This window comes from Pseudomonas sp. ADAK18 (assembly GCF_012935695.1).
In the GTDB taxonomy this organism is placed as follows: Bacteria; Pseudomonadota; Gammaproteobacteria; order Pseudomonadales; family Pseudomonadaceae; genus Aquipseudomonas.
Genome location: NZ_CP052859.1, coordinates 6,442,624 through 6,465,495, shown reverse-complemented (window position 1 = coordinate 6,465,495; position 22,872 = coordinate 6,442,624). Strand labels below are relative to the sequence as shown.

General features: G+C 59.7%; 24 protein-coding genes. 15 read left to right on the top strand and 9 right to left on the bottom strand.

The window, feature by feature from the left end:
* The first annotated feature begins 9 nt into the window (after positions 1 to 9).
* The 3 genes from HKK55_RS29130 to HKK55_RS29120 all read left to right on the top strand — a co-directional run bounded on the left by HKK55_RS29130 (position 10) and on the right by HKK55_RS29120 (position 3,170).
* Entirely contained in the window at positions 10 to 591 is a 582-nt protein-coding gene (locus HKK55_RS29130; protein WP_169357742.1) for a YigZ family protein, read from the top strand.
* Between the two features lie 386 nt (positions 592 to 977).
* Complete coding sequence (locus tag HKK55_RS29125; RefSeq protein ID WP_169357741.1) at positions 978 to 1,664, top strand: SDR family oxidoreductase; 687 nt, start codon at positions 978 to 980, stop codon at positions 1,662 to 1,664.
* A 147-nt stretch (positions 1,665 to 1,811) separates the two neighbouring features.
* On the top strand, positions 1,812 to 3,170 hold the full coding sequence (locus HKK55_RS29120; RefSeq protein WP_169357740.1) for an 8-oxoguanine deaminase: 1,359 nt from the start codon (positions 1,812 to 1,814) through the stop codon (positions 3,168 to 3,170).
* A 166-nt stretch (positions 3,171 to 3,336) separates the two neighbouring features.
* Here the strand turns inward: HKK55_RS29120 and HKK55_RS29115 are convergent, their stop codons facing one another.
* Entirely contained in the window at positions 3,337 to 4,425 is a 1,089-nt protein-coding gene (locus tag HKK55_RS29115; RefSeq protein ID WP_169357739.1) for a calcium:proton antiporter, read from the bottom strand.
* A gap of 194 nt (positions 4,426 to 4,619) precedes the next feature.
* On the opposite strand from HKK55_RS29115, the gene HKK55_RS29110 reads away from it, so the two are divergent.
* Positions 4,620 to 5,573 (top strand): adenosine deaminase, encoded by a 954-nt coding sequence (locus tag HKK55_RS29110; protein WP_169357738.1) that lies wholly within the window; start codon positions 4,620 to 4,622, stop codon positions 5,571 to 5,573.
* Here the strand turns inward: HKK55_RS29110 and HKK55_RS29105 are convergent.
* Positions 5,570 to 6,283, bottom strand: a complete 714-nt coding sequence (locus HKK55_RS29105; RefSeq protein ID WP_169357737.1) for a helix-turn-helix transcriptional regulator — start codon at positions 6,281 to 6,283, stop codon at positions 5,570 to 5,572. The two genes, HKK55_RS29110 and HKK55_RS29105, sit on opposite strands and share 4 nt — an antisense overlap.
* Positions 6,284 to 6,420: 137 nt before the next feature.
* The gene (locus tag HKK55_RS29100) at positions 6,421 to 7,347 is read right to left on the bottom strand and encodes a LysR family transcriptional regulator (protein WP_169357736.1); all 927 of its coding nucleotides are present in this window, start codon (positions 7,345 to 7,347) and stop codon (positions 6,421 to 6,423) included.
* Positions 7,348 to 7,470: 123 nt separating this feature from the next.
* Here HKK55_RS29100 and HKK55_RS29095 point away from each other — a divergent pair, with 123 nt between their 5' ends.
* From HKK55_RS29095 to HKK55_RS29085, 3 genes are all read left to right on the top strand, one after another.
* Positions 7,471 to 7,764, top strand: coding sequence for a putative quinol monooxygenase (locus tag HKK55_RS29095; protein ID WP_169357735.1), 294 nt, complete (start codon positions 7,471 to 7,473; stop codon positions 7,762 to 7,764).
* 27 nt (positions 7,765 to 7,791) lie between these two features.
* Positions 7,792 to 8,805, top strand: a complete 1,014-nt coding sequence (locus tag HKK55_RS29090) for a zinc-binding alcohol dehydrogenase family protein (protein ID WP_169357734.1) — start codon at positions 7,792 to 7,794, stop codon at positions 8,803 to 8,805.
* Positions 8,806 to 8,953: 148 nt separating this feature from the next.
* Positions 8,954 to 9,130 (top strand): hypothetical protein, encoded by a 177-nt coding sequence (locus HKK55_RS29085; protein ID WP_169357733.1) that lies wholly within the window; start codon positions 8,954 to 8,956, stop codon positions 9,128 to 9,130.
* Positions 9,131 to 9,257: 127 nt separating this feature from the next.
* On the opposite strand, the gene HKK55_RS29080 is transcribed toward HKK55_RS29085, so the two are convergent.
* Together HKK55_RS29080 and HKK55_RS29075 are read right to left on the bottom strand one after the other, a co-directional pair.
* Positions 9,258 to 10,460 (bottom strand): multidrug effflux MFS transporter, encoded by a 1,203-nt coding sequence (locus tag HKK55_RS29080; protein WP_169357732.1) that lies wholly within the window; start codon positions 10,458 to 10,460, stop codon positions 9,258 to 9,260.
* Positions 10,461 to 10,544: 84 nt separating this feature from the next.
* Positions 10,545 to 10,742 carry a heavy-metal-associated domain-containing protein gene (locus HKK55_RS29075; RefSeq protein ID WP_169357731.1) on the bottom strand — a complete coding sequence of 66 codons (198 nt, stop codon included), beginning with the start codon at positions 10,740 to 10,742 and terminating at the stop codon, positions 10,545 to 10,547.
* Between the two features lie 148 nt (positions 10,743 to 10,890).
* Between HKK55_RS29075 and HKK55_RS29070 the strand changes: the two genes are divergently transcribed.
* Positions 10,891 to 11,271, top strand: coding sequence for a hypothetical protein (locus HKK55_RS29070; protein ID WP_169357730.1), 381 nt, complete (start codon positions 10,891 to 10,893; stop codon positions 11,269 to 11,271).
* A gap of 256 nt (positions 11,272 to 11,527) precedes the next feature.
* On the top strand, positions 11,528 to 11,935 hold the full coding sequence (gene cueR, locus HKK55_RS29065) for a Cu(I)-responsive transcriptional regulator (protein WP_169357976.1): 408 nt from the start codon (positions 11,528 to 11,530) through the stop codon (positions 11,933 to 11,935).
* A 210-nt stretch (positions 11,936 to 12,145) separates the two neighbouring features.
* On the opposite strand, the gene HKK55_RS29060 is transcribed toward cueR, so the two are convergent.
* Positions 12,146 to 13,045 carry a PA4780 family RIO1-like protein kinase gene (locus tag HKK55_RS29060; RefSeq protein ID WP_155584841.1) on the bottom strand — a complete coding sequence of 300 codons (900 nt, stop codon included), beginning with the start codon at positions 13,043 to 13,045 and terminating at the stop codon, positions 12,146 to 12,148.
* A gap of 186 nt (positions 13,046 to 13,231) precedes the next feature.
* The gene (locus HKK55_RS29055) at positions 13,232 to 14,509 is read right to left on the bottom strand and encodes an acetyl-CoA C-acetyltransferase (protein WP_169357729.1); all 1,278 of its coding nucleotides are present in this window, start codon (positions 14,507 to 14,509) and stop codon (positions 13,232 to 13,234) included.
* Between the two features lie 114 nt (positions 14,510 to 14,623).
* On the opposite strand from HKK55_RS29055, the gene HKK55_RS29050 reads away from it, so the two are divergent.
* The 5 genes from HKK55_RS29050 to HKK55_RS29035 all read left to right on the top strand — a co-directional run bounded on the left by HKK55_RS29050 (position 14,624) and on the right by HKK55_RS29035 (position 20,824).
* A complete protein-coding gene (locus HKK55_RS29050; protein ID WP_169357728.1) occupies positions 14,624 to 15,976 on the top strand; it encodes a 3-oxoacyl-ACP reductase in 1,353 nt (450 codons plus the stop codon).
* A gap of 2 nt (positions 15,977 to 15,978) precedes the next feature.
* Positions 15,979 to 16,827 (top strand): MaoC/PaaZ C-terminal domain-containing protein, encoded by an 849-nt coding sequence (locus HKK55_RS29045; protein WP_169357727.1) that lies wholly within the window; start codon positions 15,979 to 15,981, stop codon positions 16,825 to 16,827.
* A gap of 433 nt (positions 16,828 to 17,260) precedes the next feature.
* Positions 17,261 to 17,767: a hypothetical protein gene (locus HKK55_RS29485; protein ID WP_336604621.1), complete on the top strand. Its 507-nt coding sequence runs from the start codon at positions 17,261 to 17,263 to the stop codon at positions 17,765 to 17,767.
* Entirely contained in the window at positions 17,695 to 18,957 is a 1,263-nt protein-coding gene (locus HKK55_RS29040; RefSeq protein WP_336604620.1) for a collagen-like triple helix repeat-containing protein, read from the top strand. Before HKK55_RS29485 ends, HKK55_RS29040 begins: the two co-directional genes overlap by 73 nt.
* Positions 18,958 to 19,141: 184 nt before the next feature.
* Positions 19,142 to 20,824 (top strand): ShlB/FhaC/HecB family hemolysin secretion/activation protein, encoded by a 1,683-nt coding sequence (locus HKK55_RS29035; protein WP_169357725.1) that lies wholly within the window; start codon positions 19,142 to 19,144, stop codon positions 20,822 to 20,824.
* 70 nt (positions 20,825 to 20,894) lie between these two features.
* Here HKK55_RS29035 and HKK55_RS29030 read toward each other — a convergent pair whose 3' ends face one another.
* Positions 20,895 to 21,329, bottom strand: a complete 435-nt coding sequence (locus HKK55_RS29030) for a response regulator (protein ID WP_169357724.1) — start codon at positions 21,327 to 21,329, stop codon at positions 20,895 to 20,897.
* A gap of 63 nt (positions 21,330 to 21,392) precedes the next feature.
* On the bottom strand, positions 21,393 to 21,590 hold the full coding sequence (locus tag HKK55_RS29025) for a Flp family type IVb pilin (protein ID WP_169357723.1): 198 nt from the start codon (positions 21,588 to 21,590) through the stop codon (positions 21,393 to 21,395).
* A gap of 327 nt (positions 21,591 to 21,917) precedes the next feature.
* On the opposite strand from HKK55_RS29025, the gene cpaB reads away from it, so the two are divergent.
* A complete protein-coding gene (cpaB, locus tag HKK55_RS29020; RefSeq protein WP_169357722.1) occupies positions 21,918 to 22,865 on the top strand; it encodes a Flp pilus assembly protein CpaB in 948 nt (315 codons plus the stop codon).
* Positions 22,866 to 22,872: the final 7 nt, after the last annotated feature.

Sequence of the window (22,872 nt, the reverse complement as noted above, 5' to 3'; positions counted from 1 at the left end):
AAGCGACCCATGCCTTTCACACTTACCGGCCTTTGCGAATTTCGTGAAGAAATACGCAAAAGCCGCTTCATCACCTTCGCTGCGCCCATTACCAGCGCCCAGGACGCCCAGGCGTTCATCGATCAATACAGTGACTTGAATGCCTCGCACAATTGCTGGGCCTGGAAATTGGCCGACCAGTACCGCAGTAATGACGATGGCGAACCCGGCGGCACTGCCGGGCGGCCGATCCTGGCAGCTATCGAGGCCCAGGCCTTTGATCAGGTGGCCGTGCTGGTCATCCGCTGGTACGGCGGCATCCAACTGGGCACCGGCGGGTTGGCCCGTGCTTACGGCGGCGGCGCCAATAAATGCCTGCAGAACGCCGAGCGGATCGAGTTGATCAGCCGCGTTCCCCTAAGTTGTGCCTGTGGTTTTGCCGAGCTGACTCTGGTGAAACTGCGTGTCGCCGAACTCGGCGGGCTGGTGGTGGAAGAAACCTTCACCGCCAACGGAGTGGAATTGCAATTAGCGCTGGGCGAAGCGCAGATCAATACACTGCAGACACAACTGGCGGACTTGAGCCGCGGACGTATTCTGCTGCAACGCTAAAACTGCCCACACCTACTGTGCACCTGCCTGTGGATAACCTGAGCACACTCGCCTGTAACCCTTCTGTCACAAGGACTTGAGGGTGTTGATCAATTTTCACTCAAGCGCGTACACGAAAGTATTAATCCAGCTCTAAAACAGTCAGTTAGGTTGTTTATCGCCTTTAGAACAAAGCACCGCAGCGCTTATACCCAGCCAGCTAGCTTGCACACAATTCCTGTGGAGGAACCTGTGGATAACCCGTGCAAGAGTGCGCAGGTGGCAGAGGCGGCAACGCTTGCGGGTGACTGTACGTTTTTCGATCAACTCTCCAGGCTTTACTACCGCGAGGACTGAGGTACTGTTGTCCACTGAACCCTGAATCTTCACTCCAAAGGAAGCCATTCATGTCTACGCCAAAAACCGCGCTGATCATCGGCGCCTCCCGAGGCCTGGGCCTTGGCCTGGTCAAGCAACTGCTGAGCGACGGCTGGCAAGTCACCGCCACCGTACGCGACCCACACAAGGCTGATGCCTTGAAGGCCTTGGGCAATGTACAGATCGAACAGTTGGACATGGACGATCAACACGCCGTGATCGCCCTGAACCAACGCCTCAAGGCACAGACCTTCGACCTGCTGTTCGTCAATGCCGGCGTTAAAGGCCCAACCAACCAGACACCCGGCCACGCAACCCAGGCTGAAGTCGGCCAGCTGTTTTTCACCAATGCCGTGGCACCGATCAACCTGGCCCAACGCTTTATCGGGCAGATTCGCCCGGACAGTGGCGCGCTGGCGTTCATGAGTTCGGTGCTGGGCAGCGTTGCCATCCCTGATGGCGCGGACCTGGCGCTGTACAAGGCCAGCAAGGCCGCGCTGAATTCCATGACCAACAGTTTTGTCACGCAACTGGGTGATCAAAAATTGACCGTGTTGTCCCTGCACCCAGGCTGGGTAAAAACCGACATGGGCGGAGAAGATGCGCACATCGACGTCGAGACCAGCGTCCGTGGCCTGGTCAAGCAAGTGAATGCCTACACCGGCAAGGGCGGCCATCACTTCATCGACTACCTGGGCCAGAACATTCCCTGGTAAACATCGCCCGGATCGTTATCGCCCGATTGCCTGCGATAACGATCCGCACGTAAACTCCCCACCTCGCCCTCACCGGCGACCCTGGATCAGCAGACAGGGCAACACTGAGCTGGCAAACCTGAACCCATCATTCAGAGGAGCCGGCCAATGCCTGCGACCCGTATCTGGTTAAAAAACCCTCTCGCGATTTTCACCGCCAACACCCTCGAAGCCCGTGGCGGCCTGGTGGTGCAGGATGGCGTGATCGTTGAAGTCCTCGGCCTGGGGCAAGAACCCGCCAGCGCCTGCGGACAAGTCTTCGATGCTCGCGAGCATGTGATCCTGCCCGGGCTGATCAACACCCATCATCACTTCTATCAAACCCTCACTCGCGCCTGGGCCCCGGTGGTCAATCAGCCGCTGTTCCCATGGCTGAAAACCCTGTACCCGGTATGGGCCCGACTCACGCCCGAGAAACTGGCGCTGGCCACCAAAGTTGCCCTGGCTGAACTGCTGCTCTCGGGCTGCACCACGGCGGCCGATCATCACTACCTGTTTCCCGACGGCCTGGAAAACGCCATCGACGTGCAAGTCGACAGCGTGCGCGAGTTGGGCATGCGCGCCATGCTGACCCGCGGCTCCATGAGCCTGGGCGAAGCCGACGGAGGCCTGCCACCGCAACAAACCGTGCAACAGGGCGAAGTCATCCTCGCCGACAGCCAGCGCCTGATCACCCAGTACCACGAGCGTGGCGACGGCGCGCAAATCCAGATCGCCCTGGCGCCCTGCTCACCGTTCTCTGTCACCCAGGAAATCATGGCCGCCAGCGCCGAACTGGCCAACAGCCTCGACGTGCGCCTGCACACCCACCTGGCAGAAACCCTCGACGAAGAAGACTTCTGCCTGCAGCGCTTCGGCCTGCGCACCGTGGATTATCTGGACAGCGTCGGCTGGCTCGGACCGCGCACCTGGCTGGCCCATGGCATTCACTTCAACCCGGACGAGATTGCGCGGCTCGGCGCCGCCGGCACCGGGATTTGCCATTGCCCAAGTTCCAACATGCGCCTGGCCTCGGGTATTTGCCCAACCCTGGACCTGCTCGCAGCCGGTGCGCCAATTGGCCTGGGTGTAGACGGTTCGGCGTCCAACGATGCGTCGAACATGATTCTGGAAACACGCCAGGCGTTGTATATCCAACGCCTGCGCTACGGTGCAGAAAAGATCACACCGGAATTGGTGTTGGGCTGGGCCACCAAAGGCTCGGCGCAATTGCTCGGCCGTAGCGATATCGGTGAGTTGGCCGTAGGCAAACAGGCTGACCTGGCACTGTTCAAACTGGATGAGCTGCGCTTCTCCGGCAGCCACGATCCGATTTCGGCGCTGCTGCTGTGCGGCGCCGACCGGGCGGATCGGGTGATGGTGGGTGGCAAGTGGCGGGTCATCGATGGGCAAGTCGAAGGCCTGGACCTGAAAGGTTTGATTGCTGATCACAGCCAGGCGGCGCGTGCGTTGATCAGCGGAACCTGAGCCCTCCGCAGGGCAAAAGGTGGGAGCGGCGGTGCGACGATTCGACTTGCTCGCGAAGGCGGTGATTCAGTCGATACAGATGTTGACTGATATATCGCATTCGCGAGCAAGCCCGCTCCCACACAAGCCCGCACCCACATTGAATTTGCTGTGTTCTAAAGGGCGGTTACAACCCCAACAGCGACAGCATGATAAAAGTCGCAAACAACACAAAATGGGTCATCCCTTCGATGGCGTTGGTTTCGCCATCGTTGAGGTTGATCGCACTGACGATCAGCGTGATAAACACCATCACCGTCTGCACCGGCGTCATCGCCATCTGAAACGGCTGGCCGGTGTACAACGCCATGGCTTCCATCACCGGCACAGTCAGGATCACCGTCGACAACGAAGCACCCAAAGCGATGTTCACCACCGACTGCATGCGATTGGCCAGCGCCGCCCGCAACGCGGTCAAAATCTCCGGGGCGGCGGAAATCGCGGCCACCAGGATTGCGGTGATCACCGGCGGCGCACCCGTTCCTTCAAGGCCAAGGTCCAGGGTCTTGGACATCACCTCGGCCAGCGAGCCAATCACGATCACGCCGAACACCAAGGTCCCGATAGAGAACGCCAGACTGATCGGTGGGTTTTCTTCTTCCGACTGCTTTTTACGGCGCTTGTCCGGGTAGCTGTAGCTGAAAAAGTAGCTGTGAGGCCCAACCTGCATCCGCAGGAACAAGGTGTACAACACCACCATCGCGCCGATGGTGAAGGCCGAGTAAATCTTCCAGTCGGCCTCGGGGATAAATTCCGGCACCACCATCGAAACACCCATGGCCGTGAGGATCATCACGCTGTAGGTCCGTGCCGAATCATCGTTGTAGGACTGCTCGCCATGCTTGATGCCACCCATCAATGCCGCCAGGCCGAGGATGCCGTTGATGTCGAGCATCACCGCTGAATAGATGGTGTCGCGCACCAGCGTCGGTGACGGTTCATTGCTCATCATGATCGCCAGGATCACCACTTCCACCAGGACGGCGGCGAGGGTCAGGATCATGGTGCCGTAGGGGTCGCCGACCTTTTCCGCCAACTGCTCGGCGTGATGGGCCACGCGCATCGAGGCCACGACGATGAAACCGATCAGCACCAGGCCGCCCAGCAGCGCGACTTTCTGCCCGCTATGGAGCATCCAGTGTTCCAACGGGTAAGCGGCAATGGCGGCGATCAGCGCCAGCAGCATGAATTTTTCTTGCTTGAGGGATGTGAACATTACGAGCCTTTTTCGAACGGCAAATCAGTCATAGATGGGGTACAGACTGCACCACGCCGCTAACGTTTCGTTACACCTTAGCTCACCCAACACTTGTGCGAAGAAAGCGAATGCTCACCGTTTGATCAGGTTTTGCCGATTATTTCGCCCTTGCCCTGTAGAATGCCGCCATTGCACCTGATGAGAACTTATAAATGTACGACTGGCTCAACGCCCTGCCCAAGGCCGAATTGCACCTGCACCTGGAGGGCTCGCTGGAGCCTGAGTTGCTGTTCGCCCTGGCCGAACGCAACAAGATCGCGCTGCCGTGGAACGACGTCGAAACCCTGCGCAAGGCCTATGCCTTCAACAACCTGCAAGAGTTTCTCGACCTCTATTACAAAGGCGCCGATGTGCTGCGCACTTCCCAGGACTTCTACGACCTGACCTGGGCTTACCTGTTGCGCTGCAAGGCGCAGAACGTGATCCACACCGAACCCTTCTTCGACCCGCAGACCCACACCGACCGTGGCGTGCCGTTCGAAGTGGTGCTCAATGGCATCGCGGCCGCCTTGAAAGATGGCGAGCAACAACTGGGCATCACCAGCGGTTTGATCCTCAGCTTCCTACGCCACCTGAGCCAGGAAGAAGCCGAGAAAACCCTCGACCAGGCGCTGCCGTTCCGTGACGCGTTTGTCGCCGTTGGTTTGGACAGTTCGGAAATGGGCCACCCACCGAGCAAGTTCCAGCGAGTGTTCGATCGCGCCCGTCACGAAGGTTTCCTGACCGTTGCCCACGCCGGCGAAGAAGGCCCACCGGAGTACATCTGGGAAGCCCTCGACCTGCTGAAGATCCAGCGCATCGATCATGGCGTGCGCGCCATCGAAGACGAGCGCCTGATGCAGCGGATCATCGACGAGCAGATCCCGCTGACCGTGTGCCCGTTGTCCAACACCAAGCTCTGCGTGTTCGACGACATGTCCCAGCACAACATCCTCGACATGCTTGAGCGTGGCGTGAAGGTCACAGTGAACTCGGACGATCCAGCGTACTTCGGTGGCTATGTCACCGAGAACTTCCATGCGCTGCACACGTCCCTGGGCATGACCCAGGACCAGGCCAAACGCCTGGCACAAAACAGCCTGGATGCGCGGTTGGTGAAGCCTTAATCACCTAATGATGTAGGGGCAGCGGCCAGCCGGGCAATTTCCAGCTGCCCCACTTCAGTAATCTGCAACGCCCGGGACTCATTGCTCAGACTGACCCAGCCCGACTGCATGAACAGCTGTAATAAGCCTGCGCCCAATGCGCCACCTAGATGTGGCTGCTGCTCACTCCAATCGAAACAGTCACAGGCAATGGGCGAATGGCCGCCCTGCGCCAGCGCCTGGGTAAAAACCCCGAAACCTGCCAGGCTGCGCGCACCTTTGGGGGTCACCTGAATCCGTTGCTCCTGTCGCTCAACCCACCCGGCCGCCATCATGCGTTGATAAAGCGCAGCCGCCACTTGCCCCCCTAAATGCCCCTGGCAAAGTCTGGCACCGCGCAGCGATGCCGGTGCAACCAATGCCTTGACCATCTGCGGTTGACTGCGCGCCACGCTAGCCACCGTAGCACTGGCCAAGGCGTCGACGGCGGCACCTACGTCAGGGGCAGCCATACGGAAAAAACGCTTCTTTCCCCTAGCCTCAACACGTAACAAACCGCCGGCCGCCAACAGCGTCAGGTGGGCATTAGCCGACGCTGGCGATACCCCCGCCACGTGCGCCAACTCATCAATGGGTTTAGCCGAGCCGTCCATCAACGCCCATATCATCGCGGTGCGTTTTCGGTCGGCCAACAGTGTGGCGATCTGGCTGATGCAAGGTGCCTGTTCCATCTATTCACTCCCTGTTGAATCATTTGTCTGCTGCTCTGCGCGGAAAAGTATAGGTGCGAAAACACCCATTTCCGCGGCGTCTGACAGACGAATCACAGACAGGCATCGCGTGAAAGTTCCCCAAATTGCCGGGGTTATTACGTAGAGATCAATCGGTCTGGCAACTGCGCAGTCAACTTCGCACAACGGGACACGAGCATTTCCCGCAGCAGGTTGATCGGCTTGCTCAACTGCGCGCGATGGGCGCACAACAGATTGAGCGGCGTACGCTCACCTTGCAGCTCCGGCAGGAGCAGGCGCAGACGCCCGGCCAACACATCAGAACTGACGTCCAGCCAGGATTTATAGGCAATGCCGACACCCGCCACGGCCCATCGCCGAACCACGTCGGCATCGTCACTGAAACGGTCGCCCGTCACCGTCAGGCTGACCTCGCGCTTGCCGTCGTGAAAACTCCAATGGTCATGCACCCGACTGCCGAGCATGTACAGCAGGCAATTGTGCTGGGCCAGTTGCTCCAGGTGACGAGGTTCGCCATGCCGGGCCAGGTAGCTGGGCGCCGCGCACAGTACCCGAACGTTTTGCGGGGCGATGGGCAAGGCAATCAGGCTGGAGTCCTCGGGTTCGCCGTAGCGCAAGGCGATGTCCACTGGCTGGCGGAACAGGTCGGCGATGCGGTCGCCCAGCAGCAAGCGCACGCTCAGCTTGGGGTATTCGGCCTGGAACTCATCCAGCCAGGGCAACAGCTGATTGCGGCCGAAGTCCGAAGGCGCCGACAACTGCAAGACACCACTGACCTGGTCCTGACCGCTGGCTAACAACCGGCGCCCCTCATCCAGGGAACTCAAGGCCGCACGGGCGTACTCCAGAAAACCTTCGCCTTCCGCCGTCAGCCGCAGGCTGCGGGTGGAGCGCGCCAACAACCGTGCCCCGAGTTGCTGTTCGATACGCTTCAACGCAGCACTGGCTACCGCCGCCGACATATCCATGACCCGCGCCGCTGCCGAGAGGCTGCCCAGGTCCGCGGCACGGACAAATAACTGCAAATCATCAAAACGCAGCATGCTGATCGTCCCGACCGATTATCAAAAAAAAATTGAAAGAGACTGCTCTTTTAGCGGGTTTTATCTTCAAGAGAAATAGCCAATCATCTGTCCATCTTATTCAACACGTGTCTGGAGTCGAATATGTCCACCGCCTTTAACGTCATCGCCACGCTGATTGCCAAACCCGGTCAACAAGACACCCTCGAACCATTGCTTCGCGGGCTGCTGGAGCCTACCCGCGCCGAAGCCGGTTGCCAGCAATACGACTTGCACCAGGACCTACAACACCCCGAGACCTTCTACATGCTCGAGCGCTGGAACGACGACGCCGCGCTGGACGCTCACGACCAGAGCGCCCATATCCAAAGCTTTCGCACCAAGGCCGCTGACGTGATTGAGCATTTCGAGCTCAAGCGCCTGAAGTTCCTCGGCTGATCACTGACTCATTTTCTGGAAACCATCATGAAAGCCATCGCTTATTACGCCGCACTGCCCATCAACGATCCAAAGTCCCTGCAGGACATCGAGCTGGCGGAACCCGTCGCCGGTCCCCGCGACCTGCTGGTGGAAGTCAAAGCCATCTCGGTCAACCCGGTGGACACCAAAGTCCGCCAGAACGTCGCCCCGGAAAACGGCGCAGCCAAAGTGCTGGGCTGGGACGTCGCCGGTGTGGTCAAGGCCGTGGGCAGTGAAGTGACCCTGTTCAAGGCCGGCGACAAGGTGTTCTACGCCGGATCGCTGGTACGCCCAGGCGGCAACAGCGAACTGCACACCGTCGACGAACGCATCGTTGGCCACATGCCGAAAAGCCTGGGTTTTGCCGAAGCCGCCGCACTGCCGCTGACCGCCATCACCGCCTGGGAGCTGCTGTTTGAACGGCTGCAAGTACGCGAAGGCAAGACGGATGAAGGCCAGAGCCTACTCATCGTCGGCGCGTCTGGTGGTGTGGGCTCGATCCTCACACAACTGGCCAAACAACTCACCGCACTGAAGGTCATCGGCACCGCCTCGCGCCCGGAAACCCAAGCCTGGGCCAAGGACCTGGGGGCCGACCTAGTGATTGACCACAGCCAACCGCTGAGCGAAGAGCTTAAACGCGCAGGCGTTGCGCACGTGACCCACGTCGCCAGCCTGACCCAGACCGACCATCACCTGGACCAACTGGTGGAAGCGTTGATGCCCCAAGGCAAGCTCGCGCTGATCGATGATCCCAAGGCGCTGGACATCAGCAAGCTCAAGCGCAAGAGCCTCTCGCTGCATTGGGAATTCATGTGCACCCGCTCGATGTTCGAGACGCCCGACATGATCGAACAGCACAACCTGCTCAATCGCGTGGCCGAACTGATCGACGCCGGCACATTGAAAACGACGGTGGGCGAGCACTTTGGGGTGATCAACGCCGCTAATCTGCGCCGCGCCCATGAGCTGCTGGAAAGCGGCAAGGCCAAGGGCAAGATCGTGCTGGAAGGGTTCTAAGAAACGCGTCTGTCAGTGCCGTCCGTTATTCATGTGAGTGATGGACGACACCGCTAGTCTGAGACTTGATCCTTGTCATATTTGTAAGCGTATTCGGGTTTATATTGGCCGCCTTTGCCACGCAATCTTTTACGTGAGGAAGTCAGCAATGAAGATCCTGATAAAAGCGTTAGCAAAATCTCAAGGCAACAAATGGCAGGTTCGTCTGGACCAGAACGCCTTTACCTTCCGCAGTGAGGCCGAAGCCCGCGCTTTTGCCGACACCCTGCAAAGCCGAATCCAGGCGCCTCACCGTTTTCCCGAACAACATCGCTCAGCCGGCTGACTCCCTGTAGCCGCTGTCGAGCTTGCGAGGCTGCGTTCGGCTGCGAAGCAGCCGTAAAACGGCTTATGCGGTCTGCCTGATGAAACGCCTGCGCGACCTTACGAGGGCTTCGCCCTCGATCGCAGCCTCATTCTTCGGCAGCGGCTACAGCCAGGGCCTTTTCCCGCTGCAAGCGTCGGGTCAACGTGGCCACGGTCACCGCCAACACCCCGCACAAGCTGATGACCATCGCCATCGGCATGGCTGTGCCGTCGTGCAAAACCCCGACCAACGACGCCGCGCCCGCCGCCACACCAAACTGAATGCAGCCCAGTAACGCCGACGCGCTGCCGGCTCGGGCACCCTGCCCGTTCATGGCGCAGGCTGAAGTATTAGGCAAAATACAGCCCAGGCTGGCGATGCAAATAAACAGCGGCACCAACAACGGCCACAAGGCTTCAGTGTGCAACGCGCTCACCACCAGTAACGCCAAGGCTGCCGCCAGGTAAATCCACACCGTACGCCCCAGCAAAAATGCCGGACCACGCTTGGACAGCAGCCTCGCATTGACTTGCGCCACCAGGATAAAGCCGGCGGCGTTGGTACCGAACAGCCAGCCGTAATGCTCGGCAGGCACGCCGTAGAGCTTGATAAATACGAAAGGCGAGCCGGCGATGTAGGCAAACATCCCGGCAATCGCGATGCCACCGGTCAGGGCATACCCGAGAAATACCCGGTCCGCCAGCAAGCGACCGTACTGGCGCAACGCGCCGGAAAGCGGTTGGCGCGGCTGATTGGCCGGCAAGCTTTCCGGTAGACCAACGGCCACCGCCACGGCGGCGAACACGCTGAACACCGTCAGCGCCAGGAAAATCGACTGCCAGCCATAGAGGCCGACCATCACCCCGCCCAGCATTGGCGCGAGGATCGGTGCCAGCCCGACCACCAACATCAACTGGGAAAACACCTTGGCCGAACCCACCGCGTCGCATTTGTCGCTGACCACCGCCCGGGAAATCACCATGCCCGCGCAGCCGCCCAATGCCTGGACGAAACGCGCACCGATCAGCCACTCCAGGGTCGGCGCGTAGGCGCAGGCCAGGGAAGCCAGGGTGAATAAGGTGACACCGCTCAACAGCGGAACCCGTCGACCAAAACGGTCCGCCAACGGCCCATAGATCAACTGGCCGATGGCCAAGCCGGTGAAGTACACCGCCAAGGTCAGCTGGATATGTTTTTCGTCGGTGCCGAAGGCCAGGGCCATGGCCGGGAAGCCAGGCAGGTAAAAGTCGATCGCCAGTGGCGCAAACGCGCTCAAGGCACCCAAAATCAGGATTATGCGAAGGTTCATCAGGCACCCAGCTCAGTCAGGACCGACAGTCTAGCCGGGCATGGGTGCCTTGAACATTACGATAGCTCGCTAACTATTAAAAAATCAGGCGAGCCTGGCGCTGTAGCCTTCTTCCGTGATCAGGCCGATGACTTCTTCCGGTGACAGACGGCTTTCGACACCTACCTCCTTTGCGGCAAGGTCTACCCGCACGCTGGCTGCCGGATCCTTGCCTTGCACCGCCTGGGTCACCGCCTGGACACAATGGCCGCAGGTCATTCCTTCAACATTGAATACTTGCATGACATGACTCCTTTAATGAGGGTACAGGCAGTTTTGACCTTGCCATGAGGGCAAGGTCAAGTTCTGAAAATGCCTGCCGGGCTGGTATTCAGCCGCATCGTCGGCCAAGCTTCATGCCTCCACCCTTTGTTACTTCGGAGAATTCGTCATGCGCTGGTCGTTTTTTGGCCTTGTCAGCCTGTTGAGCTTGTGCGCTGCTACGCCGATGGCCAGCGCCGCCGAAGACTATGCTGTGCTGATTATTTCCCGGGAGCGCCTGGAAGTGCCGACCAATTGCGAGATCGGCCTGTACATCAATGATCAGTTGGCGGGAAGGTTGTTCCAGGAACAGGCCTCCTCGTTCAATCTGCCGGAAGGCAAGGTGTCGCTACGCCTCAAGCTGCTGCCGGGGCAAGCCGCCGGTTGCCTGCCAGGAATGCTGGCGCCCAAGGCACAAGAGATGAATTTGAAAGCCGGTGATGTGCGCAAAGTGCGTATTGCCCTGGGCCAAGACGGGATGTACCTGAAACCGGCCACGCTGGATTACTGAAACATTGATTTGAAACCTTGACCTTCCCCTCAGGTCAAGGTTGATCCTAGGGGCAACTTCTTCTGGAGTACTGCCCATGAACGGATCAACCACTTTCGACCTGCCCTTCGGCGGCATCACCCGCGCCAACTGCGCTGGACGGGTTGAGCGGGGCCCAGGTACTGCCAGGGGCGGCAATGGCCCTGTCGAGCGTCGGCATGTCCAGCAGTGTACCGCTGTTGAAAACCTGGAAACCCAACGATCAGGAGGATCACCCATGAATATCGGCCAAGCGGCGAGCCAAAGCGGCCTGAGTGCCAAAATGATTCGCTATTACGAGTCCATAGCACTGTTGAAACCCGCCCACCGTACCGACAGCGGCTATCGCCTGTATGGCGCCGACGACCTGCACACCCTGGCGTTTATCAAGCGCTCGCGGGATCTGGGCTTTTCGTTGGAGGAAGTCGGCAGGCTGTTGACCTTGTGGCAGGACCGGCAACGGGCCAGCGCCGACGTCAAGGCGCTGGCGCGCCAGCACATCGAAGAGCTGAACCAGAAAATTCGTGAGTTAGGGCAGTTGCGTGACACGTTGCAGGACCTGGCCGAGCATTGCCAGGGTGATCATCGGCCGGACTGTCCGATTCTCAAGGAATTGGCGGCGGGCAGTTGCTGCAGTTCCAACTGACTAAACGCGAAGCAAATGTGGGAGCGGCGGTGCGATCTGCTCGCGGAAACGGTTGTAGCCGCTGCTGAAGAATGAAGCTGCGATGGGCTGCGTAGCGGCCCCAAGGCGGCGGTCCTGCGGACACGCATCGCAGCCTCGTACCTCGTCAGCGGCTACAGCCGCCTTTGCGGCTTGCCCGCTCCCACATTTAGATCTCCATTTACCGTCAGATCACTGCATCCAAGGCGGCGGTGGAGGCTCCTCCGAGGCTTTGCTCGGTGGCGCATCGTCAGCCGCACGGATCGCCTGACGCCGCTCTTCATCCAGCCGCGCCGCTTCGATCTCACGGATAACGCCGCCCACGTCCGCCAACTCTTCCGGCTCATCGAACTCGCCGGTCAAGGCACTGGCCGGGTGCAGAGTGCCGGCTTCGTATAGCGCCCACATCTCCTTGGCGTACTTGGTCTTCTTCAACTCCGGCGCGAAACGCCCGAAGTAGGAAGCCATGTTGCCTACATCCCGTTCCAGCATGCTGAACGCGTGGTTATTACCCGCCGCATCTACCGCTTGAGGCAAGTCGATGATGACCGGGCCCGTCGGCGTCAACAGCACGTTGAATTCGGACAAGTCACCATGCACCAAGCCCGTACACAACATCAGCACGATCTGGGAAATCAGGAAGGTGTGATATTCACGAGCCTGGTCCGGGTCAAGCGTCACGTCGTTAAGCCGCGGTGCCGCGTCGCCGTATTCATCGGCCACCAGCTCCATCAACAGCACGCCTTCAAGGAAGTCGTACGGCTTGGGCACGCGAACGCCCGCACCGGCCAGACGAAACAACGCAGCCACCTCAGCGTTCTGCCAGGCGTCTTCGGTTTCTTTCTTGCCAAATTTGGAGCCCTTGGCCATGGCCCGAGCTTGCCGGCTGTTGCGGACCTTGCGGCCTTCCTGGTATTCGGATGCCTGACGAAAACTTCGTTTATTCGCCTCCTTGTAAACCTTGGCGCAACGTAACTCGTTGCCGCAGCGCACCACATAAACAGCTGCTTCTTTACCACTCATGAGTGGGCGCAGCACCTCGTCGACCAGACCGTCCTCGATCAGGGGTTCAATGCGTTTAGGAGTCTTCATCAGCTTTTATTGTGGGTCCTTTATTACCAAACACGCGTATGGCACTCGTTATACGGCAATCCTCTCACGCCGGGGAGAGGGTACCGACCTTTGACCGCTTAAGAATGCATCCAATGTGCCAGATTAATTCGGCAACGCACCTTTTTACCCGCGATCCCTGTAGGGGTCCGCGGATGATAGCGGAGTTCAACGCTCGATAATCGCCGTCACCCCCTGACCGCCTGCAGCGCAGATTGAAATAAGCCCCCGGCCCTTCCCGGCCGCATCCAACAGCTTGGCCAGGTTGGCAACGATGCGACCGCCCGTGGCGGCAAATGGATGCCCGGCCGCCAATGAGCTGCCTTTGACGTTCAAACGGCTGCGATCGATAGAACCCAGCGGCACATCCAGCCCCAGGCGCGTCTTGCAGTATTCCGGGTCTTCCCAGGCCTTCAGCGTGCACAACACTTGGGCAGCGAAGGCTTCGTGAATCTCGTAGTAATCGAAGTCCTGTAGCGTCAGACCATTCCTGGCCAACAAGCGCGGGACGGCGTACACCGGCGCCATCAACAGGCCTTCTGCACCGTTGACGAAGTCTACCGCCGCCGCTTCGCCATCTCGCAGGTACGCCAGGATCGGCAAACCACGCTCCTTGGCCCAAGCCTCGCTGCCCAGCAGCACCAGGGAGGCGCCATCGGTCAACGGTGTCGAGTTGCCCGCCGTCAGGGTGCCCTTTTCGCTGCGTTCGAAGGCGGGTTTGAGGCTGGCGAGCTTTTCCAGGGTCAGGTCAGGACGCAGGTTGTTGTCGCGGGTCAGGCCGAGAAACGGCGTGAGCAAATCATTTTGCCAACCTTCGGCATAGGATGCGGCCATTTTCTGATGGCTTTCCAGGGCCAGTTGGTCCTGCTCAGCGCGGGGGATCTGCCAAGTCTGCGCCATCAACTCACAGTGCTCACCCATGGATAAACCCGTGCGCGGCTCGCCATTGCGTGGCAACTCCGGCTTGAGGTGATGGGGACGAAGCTGTAACAAGACCTTTAGCTTTTCCACCATGGTTTTGCTGCGGTTGGCTTGTAGCAGAATCTTGCGCAGCCCTTCGTTGACGCCGATGGGCGCGTCGGACGTGGTATCGACACCACCGGCAATCCCACATTCAATCTGCCCCAAGGCAATCTTGTTAGCCACCAGCAACGCCGCCTCAAGCCCCGTGCCACAGGCTTGTTGAACGTCGTAGGCCGGCGTTTGCGGCGACAACCGCGAGCCCAGCACGCACTCGCGGGTCAGGTTGAAATCCCGTGAATGCTTGAGCACCGCACCAGCGACCACCTCGCCCATGCGCAGACCGTGCAGGTTGTAGCGTTCGATCAGGCCTTCCAGGGCGGCGGTCAGCATCGCCTGGTTACTCGCCGTGGCATAAGGGCCGTTGGACCGGGCGAAGGGGATGCGATTACCGCCAATGATCGCTACACGGCGCAATTGAGTCATGGAAAGCTCCCTGAAGGTTGTGGGTCGAGTCGTTGAGACTAGCCTAGGCTCAATCGAACGACTTTCACCTATTGATGGTCCACCGTTTGAACCCCAGCACTCGGAGAGCGTTCCATGTCTGACCGTTATATCGACTTCGCCAACTCAAGCCTCGGCCATCGCCTGGTCGCCGCCATTGGCCTGCCGTCGCCGGTACGCCTGGAACGCTGGCAGGCTGGACGCCTGCGTCCGGTGGAGGGCGCGCTGTTGATCGGCGGCGGCCCGCTGGCAGCAAAGGTGCTGCCGTTTGCCAATAAACTCACCGATGCCATTTATAGCTATGGCCCCGAACCGTTGGTGGCACCGGCCTGGATTCCCGGCCACGGTCCCAAGCTCAAGGCCGTCGTGTTTGATGCCAGCCAATTGCAGCACACCGATCAGCTCAAGCAGCTGCGAGAGTTCTTCCAGCCGCTGCTGAAAAACCTTGATCACAGCGCCCACCTGGTGATCCTCGGCCGTGCTCCGGAAAGCCTCGCCGACCCATTCGCCGCCAGTGCCCAGCGGGCCCTGGAAGGTTTCAGCCGGTCCCTGGCCAAGGAACTGCGCAGCGGAGGCACCCTGCAATTGCTCTATGTGGGCGACGGTGCGGAAGATCAGTTGGAAGGCGCGCTGCGGTTTTTCCTCTCACCGAAAAGTGCCTATGTATCAGGCCAGGTGATCCGCCTGAGCGCCTGCGCGATCCAGGTCCAGGACTGGACCCGCCCCCTGGCCGGGCGCAAGGCATTAGTGACCGGTGCCGCGCGAGGTATTGGCGCCTCAATTGCTGAAACCCTGGCCCGTGACGGTGCCGAAATCATTCTGCTGGACGTGCCACAGGCCAAGGCTGATCTCGAGGCACTGGCCGCACGCCTGGGCGGGCGAAGTATCGCCCTGGATATCTGTGCCGAAGACGCCGCCACACAGCTTGTCGAGCAGTTGCCGGGCGGCATCGACATCGTTGTGCATAACGCCGGCATCACTCGCGACAAAACCTTGGCCAACATGACCCCGGAATATTGGGACGCCGTACTGGCAGTCAACCTCAACGCGCCACAAGTCCTGACCAAAGCCCTGCTCGACAGCCGCACCTTGCAGGACAACGGTCGTGTGGTACTGCTGGCGTCCATCAGCGGCATCTCCGGCAATCGCGGGCAAACAAACTATGCCGCAAGCAAGGCCGGGCTGATCGGGCTGGCCCAGGCCTGGGCTCCGTTGCTGGGGGAGCGCGGGATCAGTATCAACGCAGTGGCACCCGGGTTTATCGAAACCCAGATGACCGCGCATATTCCCTTCGCCCTGCGTGAAGCCGGACGACGCATGAGCTCCCTGGGCCAGGGCGGCCTGCCTCAGGACGTTGCCGAAGCGGTGGCCTGGCTCAGCCAACCGGGTTCGGGGGCCGTGAGCGGGCAGGCGCTGCGGGTCTGCGGGCAAAGTCTTTTGGGGGCATAAATATGGATTGGCACACACTGGACAGCACACCCTTTCTGCCGCCCCTTTATTGGCGGGCAGCGCTCAAACGCAAAATCAGCGGCACTGCGCTGCCCGAAGCGGGGCTGCGGTGCTGGATGAGCGTGGACCCCAAACACCTGGCGGCCTATCGCAAGGTGTGCGGTTTTGAAGACAGCGCGATCCTGCCGGCCACTTACCCACACATCCTCGCGTTTGCCCTGCAGATGCAGTTGCTCACCGCCAGGGATTTCCCGTTTCCTCTGCTGGGCCTGATCCACCTGAGCAATCGCATTCGTATCCTGCGTACGCTGGGCAGCGTGGGTTACCTGCGGGTTGGCGTGCGCACGCAAAATTTGCAGCCCCACGCCAAGGGCGCGACATTTGACCTGGTGACCACGATGGAAGACTCATTGGGCCCGCTGTGGGAAGCACACAGCCGAATGCTCTGCCGTGGAGTGAAACTGCCGGGCGAGGTGGCGGATACTGCGGCGTTGTCGCCCACTGGCCTCAGCGAACTGAGCCGTTGGAAGGCTCCAGCCGATATTGGGCGGCGCTATGCGCGTGTTTCTGGCGACTACAACCCGATTCACCTGAGTGCGTTGAGTGCCAAGTTGTTCGGGTTTCCCCAGGCAATTGCCCATGGGCTGTGGATCAAGGCACGCACATTGGCGGCGCTGGGCCAGCACTTGCCAGCCGCCAATATCGAGATAGAGGTCGAGTTCAAAAAGCCGGTGCGCCTGCCCAGCGAAGTGACATTACTGAGTAGTGCAGCGGCGTCCAGCGGTGAGTTGCAATTGAAGGGTGCCAGCGATATAGAACATATGAGCGGCAAATGGCATCCAATTTCCTGAAGGCAGCCCAGGTTTCTGGGCTGCCGCCAATTAAATTGTATGTATACACACTAAGTTATAACGGGAATCCAATAGCCTGCTAACTGACTTATCCTATTGTTTTTAAAAGAACCTACCTCGCTGATTTTCTATTGATTACACCCTTGGTATTAGTCATTAAGGAGAAACCGACTAAATGTATATAAATCGTTAATACCAAGTTGAGCATTGCGAGAAACTGTACCTGAGCCTGTTATAGCCATACGGACGAAAGTATCACTGCCCTCTAGAAGCAGCGAACTTTCGAAAACAACAAAGGCTGTACCAGGTGCAAGGAACTCAATCATGAAAACTCAAGCAGTTTTATTCAAAGCAAGTACCGTGCTGGCGCTGATTCTGGCAATGAGCCTCGCCGGCTGCAGCAGCGGTGGTGGCGGTCATCACAGCAGTACCAGTGCATCCTCTCCAGACGCAGGCGCAGGTAGCGGATCTGGTGGTTCTGGTGGCGGGACTGGCGGCGGCACTGGTGGTGGTGACGGTGGTGGCACTGGTGGCGGTACTGGTAGCGGTGACGGCGGCGGTACTGGCGGTGGCACCGGTGGCGGTGACGGCGGTGGTACTGGTGGAGGAACAGGCGGTGGTACCGGTGGCGGGACTGGCGGCGGCACCGGTGGCGGTGACGGCGGTGGTACTGGTGGAGGAACAGGCGGTGGTACCGGTGGCGGGACTGGCGGCGGCACCGGTGGCGGTGACGGCGGCGGCGGCGGCACTGGCGGTGGCACCGGTGGCGGTACTGGCGGCGGAACAGGCGGTGGCACCGGTGGCGGCACTGGCGGCGGAACAGGCTCAACCACCAGCCCGCTGGTCACAGGCCAGATTGCAGCCAACCTGGGCGGCACCCTCAGTAATGTCGGCACTGCTATTGGTGGCATCGGCACAACCGTTGGCGGTGTTCCGGTAGTCGGCGTAACGGCTGGTGGGTTGGTAACGTCCGTCGGCACCGCCGTCGGCAACATCGGCACAGGCGTCAGTACTGGCCTCGGCACGTTGGGTACGAACAGCAACGCCCTGGGCACCACACTCGCAGGTGTGGGTAACGGCGTCGCCACCCTGGGTACCGGCGTTTCCACTACCGGCCAGTCAGTAAGCACGTTGCTGGGCGGCGTGCCCGTGGTCGGTACGGCAGTGGCGCCCCTTGCGGGCAATCTGGTGGGCACCGTCGGCCAGGCTGTCAACATGCTGGGCAACACCCTGAGCGTGAACAGTACCAGTGGGCCTCTTGGCTCCGCGACCAATGCAATAGGCGGCAAGGTGCTGGTACCGGTGATTTCCCTGGTGGAAAACACCACCGGCAACCTGGGCAAGGCGACTGGCCTTGGCGCCCCGCTCAATGGCGTGCTGGATAAAGTCGGCTCGACCGTTACCGGCCTTGGCACTCAAGTGACTGGCGCCGGTGGGACTGGCAACCCTGTCACCACCCTGGTGGGCAGCGTGCTCGGCGGCGCAGGTGCGGTGCTCAACACTTCTGGTGGTTATGTGGCGCCTTCAGCCGGTACGGGTGCCGGTGGTGCTCCTGCCTCCGGCCTGCCGGAACTGGTCGGTGGTGTCGTCGCCAACCTCGGCAACGGCCTGAACGCGGGCAACACCAACGGCACAGTCAGTGCCGCGGGCGTAACGGGTGGTGCACTGGGTGGCGCAGTCGCGTCGGTGGGTACTCTGATCGGCGGCACAGGTGTAGCCAACACCGCAGCGAGCTCTCCAGTCGCCGCACTGGCGACTAATGTCGGCGCAGCATTGAACCCTGTCACCTCGGGCGTTACCAGCCTGACGCAGAACGTCGGCACCACAACCGGTATCGGCGCTCCCGTCAACGGATTGGTGACAGCAGTCGGCGGGGCCGTGAGCGGTCTTGGCACTAACATCACCACGGCCAATGCCAACCCGGTCACTAATGCCGTCGGTAACGTTGTCACAACAGTAGGCGGCACCGTCGCCTCGGTGGGTGGTTTGGTCACGGGTGGCACCACTGGCGGTGGCGGCCTGCTCGGCGGTTTGAACGTCGGTGGCAGTACGTCCGGCACAGGGACTGCAACAACCCCCGCAAGCGGAGGTTTGGGCGGTCTGCTGGGTGGCCTGACAGGCAAAAAATAGAATTGCACCTGGCCGATTCGACGGCCTCCCTTACAGCGCCTACGCTTGGTTGAGACGAGAGATTCCGTTGAGTCTCTCGTCTTTTTATTTGGGCAGTGATCGCCCATGAAAACCTTCCCCACCGCGCCCCAAGAACGCGACGGGAATATGCGAATGCTGCTGCAGTTTGACCATGGAGTGTCCTATGCGCGCCTTAACGCCTTTGCTATTACTCACCCTCAGTGCTTTTGTCCAAGCCGAGACCCTACCCAGCTTTCTCAATAGCAACGACACCATCCGTAACCTGCCAGTACCCAACCTTCCCGCCGACGCCTATCGCCCGACCACGCCCCAAACCCAATTGCCGGACCCCGCCGCCGCGCAAGCGCAACCACTGCAGATGGACACCAAGGTCACCATTCGCAAACTGCAAATCGAAGGCGGGACGATTTACCCACTCAAGGACGTCGCACAGGTTTTCGCACCGCTGATTGGCCACGAAACCAACCTCGCGCAACTGATCGAAGCCACCCGCAGCATCACCCAGCGTTATCAGCAAGACGGCTACCTGTTGTCTTATGCCTTCTTGCCGGATCAACGCTTCGAACAGGGCCTGGTGCGTGTGGTACTGGTGGAGGGCTACATCAAGGATTATCAACTGCAAGGTGACATCGGCTCCGTCTCGGCCTACGTCGACAAACTGGCAGAAAAACTCAAGGCCGAACGCCCCCTGACCCGTAAGACCTTCGAACGCTATACCACGCTGATGAGCCGGATCCCAGGCGTCACCTTGCAAGCGCAAGTGCCACCACCGGGCACCACCGACGGTGGCGCGCATATGCAGATCCAGGCCAGCCGCAAGCCTTTCACCACCAGCATGAGCTTGAATGACGACAACCGTGCGGGCCTGCAGGCACTGGTGACCGGCAACAGCAATTCCCAAACCTCGATGGGTGAACAACTGAGCCTCAGCGGCTTGTTCCCGCCAGGCCACGATAAGGAGCATTACTATCGCGTCGGCTACAGCCAGTTCATTAATTCCGAAGGTACCCAGTTGGTCCTCAACGCCGAACGCTATCGCGCCGACCCGCGCAGCAACGTGCTGTTGGACGGAGGTTTCCAGCTCAAGCCTCACCAGGAAGTGGATCGTTACTCCATCGGCCTCAGCCATCCATTGATCGCGTCCCCCACCGAGTCGTTGACCCTAGGTACACGTCTGTACGCCGTTGACCAAACGACCCGCTATCAATTAGTCGGCTACCCACAACGTTTCGATCTGGAAACCGATTCCCGTGCGCTGGCCTTTGAAGGCGATTGGCGCAAAGCCAATGACCGCCAATTACGCATCCTCAGTGCTGGCTTGTACCAAGGTATCAATGGTCTGGGCGCAAGGACCCACAGTGATTTCGGCGGAATAGAACCGGATCTGGATTTCTTCCGCCTACGCTTGGCGGGAGTCCAGAGCAACAAGTTCTTCGATAACTGGCAAGGCGTCATGTCCGGGGCGCTCTACTGGAGCAACGACACCCTGCCCGACAGCGAACGCGCGGTCTTCGGTGGGCAGAATTTCGGTCGTGGCTACCCTGATGATCAAGGCTCGGGCGATAAGGGTTGGGGCATTGCTTATGAGGTGAACTACAGCTTCAACCGTGCGGGCGAGTGGGTAAAGATTCTCCAACCCTATGTGGTCCTGGACCGTGCCAAGACCTGGTTCAACGAATTGCCTGTCCAGGGCAACAATATGTCCTCCGCCGCCGCCGGCCTGCGCTTTGGCGACAACAAGTACTACAACATCTCCCTGGAAGTCGCCAAACCGATGTCGGACATCGCGCTCGACACCTTTAATCGGCGGCCACGGTATACGTTGAGTTTCAGTTATCAGCTTTAGTCGATAGCCTCAAGCCAAACGGCAAGAAAGGCCTATCGGCCTTTCCTTTAATAATGTGCGGCTTGGGCGTTTAAGACTTGCGCTGCTCTCCCGGATATTTGACCAACTGCACTTTAGGCAACGGGAACAGGTTGTTCAACGTATCCAGCAAACGCACCAGATAGATCGGCTTGCGAAACAGGTCCAGCACCTGCAGGCGCAGCATGTCGCTGACATCATCCATCTCGGCATGGCCGGACATCACGATCACCGGGAGGTGTTGGCGGGAGGTGTGTTCACGCAGACGCTTGATCAACAAAATGCCGCTCTCCTCGGGCATGCGCAGGTCGGTGATGACCAAGGCGATATCCGGGTGCAAGGTCAGCTCTTGCAACGCGAAAGTGACGGAGGTGGCGGTAAAACAAACGAAGCCCTCGTTCTCCAGCGACTCGGCCAGTTCAACGAGGGCATCCTCTTCATCATCCACCAACAGGATTTGTTGGCGGACAGTTGCAGCACCATTCATGAGCAATACCTTGGCTGGATCAATCACTGACTGTCGCGCTCATGAATGGCTGTCTATCACAGATCAGGCGGCGGGGGCGATGGCAGTGCTGACTCTCTCAAGGAGATTCGAGATATCCGTCCCCAGTGTTCTCGCCGCAACCAGTACGACAAGCGCGATTACAGCCACAAGGATCGCATACTCGATTGCCGTCGCACCGTCCTTGCGATGAAAAAGCAGTTGAAGCTGAATATAGAGCTTCATCAGAAAGGTAAGGAACATAAGACTTCTCCTTTGCGCTACAGGCGCCGATAGACAGTGCCGCACGATGATTGCGGTGTGCCACTAGAGCATTGTCAACAAACCCCATACCCACAACTGTAAGAAAGGACTAATCACAAAGTAGTGGGGCCAAGATTGGCGCCATAAATCGGTGTTTTCCAAGGCTTCTTCTATAGCGCGGATAAAATTTCCCCGGGGTAATGGCATTTTGGCCTAGCTGGACTACCTTCAAATAGCGAAATCGTTAGATGTTCATAGCTACCTGGTTGCGAAAATGACTCGTTTGGATAGGCGGACGCGTGGTGCAACAGGAAAGGGAGATCCGTCATGAACAGTCGCTTCAGCATGATACTGGCCGGGGTGCTACTAGTCGGGGCGCTATTTGCCGGCTATTGGGGGCTGGTCTTGAGCCGCCCACCTGCACCCGTTGCCGTGACACCGCCCCAGACAGCCACAGTAGAAAAAACCGTCGCCGCCGTCGAAGACCAGACCCGCCAACCGGTGGTAGTCCTGGCTCATGATGTACCGCCTTTTGTCGCCCTCACGGCCGCCGACCTGGCCGTGGAAAAGCTGCGCACGGTACCCGCTGGCAGCTTGACCCGTGTTGATCAGGCCATCGGTCGTAGCCCCTGGAGAACCCTGGGCGCAGGCACTTGGTTGACCGAAGAAAGCTTCACCCCCGGCGGCCCCTTGGCGCGGATGATTCGCGCTGATGAACGCGCCCTGGCGGTCTCTGTCGACGAAGTGATCGGTGCAGGGGGTCAGCTCAGTCCTGGTGATTATGTGGATGTGCTATTAGCGCTGCGCCAGGAAGCCGGCAACACCGAACAATCAGCGCAAATCATCATTCCTGCCCTGCGCTTGCTCAGCGTGGGTGACCAGTTGGGCTTGGCCAACGATGGCAAGCCAGCCTCACCTCCTCCTGCGACCCCCGAAGAAAGAGCACAACAGGCCCAACGCCGTGCTGCCGCGCGTACCGTGGTACTGGCGGTTCCAGAACAACTGCTGAGTCGGCTGATGCTCGCGACCCAGGCCGGCACCTTACGCCTGGCCGTGCGCAGTGCTGACGAACAACTGCTCAGCCACTACTGGGCTGGAGAAAACGATTCGCCCGGCAAACTGCAAAGTGCCAACCGTGACCTTTACCAGTTCACCCAGCTAGCCCTGGTGGGCCCACCGAAAAAGCTCGCCCAAGGCGGCTCGCAGCGCGCCGGCATCGAGATCATCCGCGGTAGCCAAGTGACCCAACAGACGGCCACACAACAAACACCCTGATTGATCA